General features: G+C 71.4%; 2 protein-coding genes. Both read right to left on the reverse strand.

The window, feature by feature from the left end; all coding sequences use genetic code 11:
- Positions 1-122 precede the first annotated feature (122 nt).
- Entirely contained in the window at positions 123-1625 is a 1503-nt protein-coding gene (locus FNQ90_RS17145; protein ID WP_182607189.1) for an aldehyde dehydrogenase family protein, read from the reverse strand.
- A 519-nt stretch (positions 1626-2144) separates the two neighbouring features.
- On the reverse strand, positions 2145-3143 hold the full coding sequence (locus FNQ90_RS17150) for a malate dehydrogenase (protein WP_182607190.1): 999 nt from the start codon (positions 3141-3143) through the stop codon (positions 2145-2147).
- Between the last annotated feature and the right edge of the window lie 159 nt (positions 3144-3302).

Below are 3302 nucleotides of genomic sequence, written 5' to 3' on the forward strand. Positions count from 1 at the left end.
GTGGTGCTCATGGGGTTTCGCGAAGCCCTTTCCGGAAAGTCGGGGTATACGGGAGAAGTGGGCGAATGGTGAACCGGTTCGGCACGGGTCGGGGGGCGGGGGCGCCCCCCGACCGGCGCGGTTCAGCCGGCGAACCAGCGCACCGGGGCCGGGCGCAGGTTCTCGTAGACGTGCTTGGTCTCGCGGTACTCGGCCAGGCCCGAGAGCCCCAGCTCCCGACCGACGCCGGAGCGCCCGAAGCCGCCCCACTCGGCCTGTGGCAGGTAGGGGTGGTAGTCGTTGATCCACACCGTGCCGTGCCGCATCCGACCGGCCACCCGGCGCGCGCGTGCGGTGTCGGCGGAGAAGACGGCGCCGGCCAGGCCGTACTCGGTGTCGTTGGCGAGTTCCACGGCCTCCCGCTCGGTGCGGAAGGTCTCCACGGTGAGGATCGGGGCGAACAACTCCTCCCGGATCACCCGCATCTCCCGCCGGCACCCGTCCAGCACGGTGGGGCGGTGGAACCAGCCGTTCTCCGGGATCAGCGCGTCGGGCTCCGGTCGTTCGCCGCCGCAGCGCAGCACCGCTCCCTCGGCCAGCGCGGAGGCCACGTACTCCTCGGTGCGCTCCAGTTGACGGGCGGAGACCAGTGCCCCGCACTCGACGCCGGGCGCGGTGCCCCGGCCCAGGCGGATGCGGTCGGCGCGGGCGGCCAGTTCGGTGACGAACCGCTCGCGCACCGACTCCTCGATGATCAGTCGGCTGCCGGCCGAGCAGACCTGACCGCTGTGGATGAAGGCGGCGTTGAGCGCCTGGTCCACGGCGGTGTCGAAGCCCTCGTCGGTCGCGCAGGCGTCGGCGAAGACGACATTGGGGTTCTTGCCCCCCAGCTCCAGGGCGACCTTCTTGACGGTCGGCGCGGCTGCGGCGGCCACGGCGGTGCCGGAGACCACGCCTCCGGTGAAGGAGACCAGGTCGACGTCCGGGTGCTCGGCCAGTCGGGCGCCGACGGGGGCGCCGGCACCGGTGACCAGGTTGGCGACGCCGGAGGGCAGGCCCGCCTCGGTCAGCAGCCGGACCAGGTGGATCGTGGACAGCGGGGTCAGTTCGCTGGGCTTGACGACGAAGGTGTTGCCGGCGGCGAGGGCCGGGGCGATCTTCCAACTGGCCTGGAGCAGCGGGTAGTTCCAGGGGGTGATGAGGGCGCACACGCCGACCGGCTCGTGGACCACGACGCTGTGCACATCGGGGGAGCCGGCGTCCACGACCCGACCGCCGCCCTCGTTGACCACGAGGTCGGCGAACCAGCGGAAGGCGGCGGTGACGTCGTCCACGTCGATCCGGGCCTCGGCGAGGGTCTTGCCGGTGTCGCGGGACTCGGTGCGGGCGATCTCCTCGCGGTCGCGCTGCAACAGGTCCGCGGTGCGGCGCAGCACGGCGGCGCGGTCGGCGATGGAGGTGCCCGGCCAACTGCCGGAGTCGAAGGCCGCGCGGGCCGCCGCGACGGCCGCGTCCGCGTCGGCGGTCCCGCCCTCGGCGACCACGGCGAGGGGGGAGGCGTCCGCCGGGTCGAGGATCTCCCGGGTTCCGCCGTCGGCGGCGGTTCGCCACTGCCCGGATATGTGGATGCTCTCGATGGCCGACACGTGCTGCCCTCTCCTCGCGCGTGTGCGTGACGCGCGTCACCGCCTGTGGTCCCGCCGGGGTGGGGCGGGCGATCTTCCGAGCCCGCGGACGGCCGATGGCCTCGGTCGAGCGGGACACGAGGTCCGGTCATGCCCGTTCCGCGGCCGGCCATGTCCACCGATGCGCAAAAGTGATGGCTGTCACCGTTGAATGTGACCATCGACGATCTGTCAATGGTGCGAAAGTGCGCCAAAGGGAATTTTTCCCATGCCCGTGGTGGCGTGTTCATGTGCATGGCAGTCGTTCCGCACGTTTCGAACACGTCACGGACACGTCGCCTCCGCATCACGGATGATTTCCCGTCATGTCCGCACCCATCACCCCATGCGAAACGACCCCCGGTGGGCGATGCCACCGGGGGCCGACGATGAATCCGGACCGAACCGGGCCGGGGAACCCAACCGATCGGAACACGATCGGGGTCGGGACGGGGTCCGGGGTCGTGAAGCGGGTGTGACGGGCGTGAGGGGCGTGAGGGGTCAGAGCAGACCCAGGCCGCGCACCGCCTCGCGCTCCTCGGCCAGCTCGTTCACCGAGGCGTCGATCCGGGTCCGGGAGAACTCGTTGATCTCCAGCCCCTGCACGATCTCGTAACGGCCGTCACGGCAGGTCACCGGGAAGGAGGAGATCAGGCCCTCCGGCACGCCGTAGGAACCGTCGGACGGGATCGCCATGGAGGTCCAGTCGCCCTCCGCGGTGCCGTTCACCCAGGTGTGGACATGGTCCACGGCGGCGTTGGCCGCGGAGGCCGCGGAGGAGGCCCCGCGCGCCTCGATGATCGCCGCGCCGCGCTTGGCGACGGTCGGGATGAACTCCTCGGCCAGCCAGGTCTCGTCGTTCACCGTCTCGGCGGCGTTCTTGCCCGCCACCTCCGCGTGGAAGATGTCCGGGTACTGGGTGGCGGAGTGGTTGCCCCAGATGGTCAGGCGACGGATCTCCGACACCGGCGCCCCGGTCTTCTTCGACAGCTGGGTCAGCGCGCGGTTGTGGTCCAGGCGGGTCATCGCGGTGAAGCGCTCGGCCGGGACGTCCGGCGCGGCGGCCTGCGCGATCAGCGCGTTGGTGTTCGCCGGGTTGCCCACCACCAGGACGCGCACGTCGTCCACGGCGTGGTCGTTGATGGCACGGCCCTGCGGCTTGAAGATGCCGCCGTTGGCCTCGAGCAGGTCGCCGCGCTCCATGCCCTTGGTGCGGGGACGGGCGCCGACCAGCAGCGCCACGTTCGTGCCGGCGAAGGCGACGTTCGGGTCGTCGCTGATGTCGATGCCCGACAGCAGCGGGAAGGCACAGTCGTCCAGCTCCATGGCGGTGCCCTCGGCGGCCTTCAGCGCCGGGGTGATCTCCAGGAGGTTCAGCTTCACCGGTACGTCCGGACCCAGCAGCTGACCGGAGGCGATGCGGAAGAGCAGGGCGTAGCCGATCTGGCCGGCGGCGCCGGTGACGGTCACGGTGACGGGGGTGCGGGACGCGGTGGACATGGGTGGGTCTCCCGTTGGTCGGACGACGACGGCCGGTCCCCGAGCAGAGGAACACGCTGAGTTCTCTCCACGTCAAGAGACCTCCAGCAGCCTAGCGGACCGCCCCCGGGCGCCCCCTCCGGGCGCGGCCGGGACCGCCCCGATCGATCCCGACTCGAT

Origin of the sequence: Streptomyces alkaliphilus (assembly GCF_014141535.1) — a bacterium.
GTDB lineage: Bacteria > Actinomycetota > Actinomycetes > Streptomycetales > Streptomycetaceae > Streptomyces > Streptomyces alkaliphilus.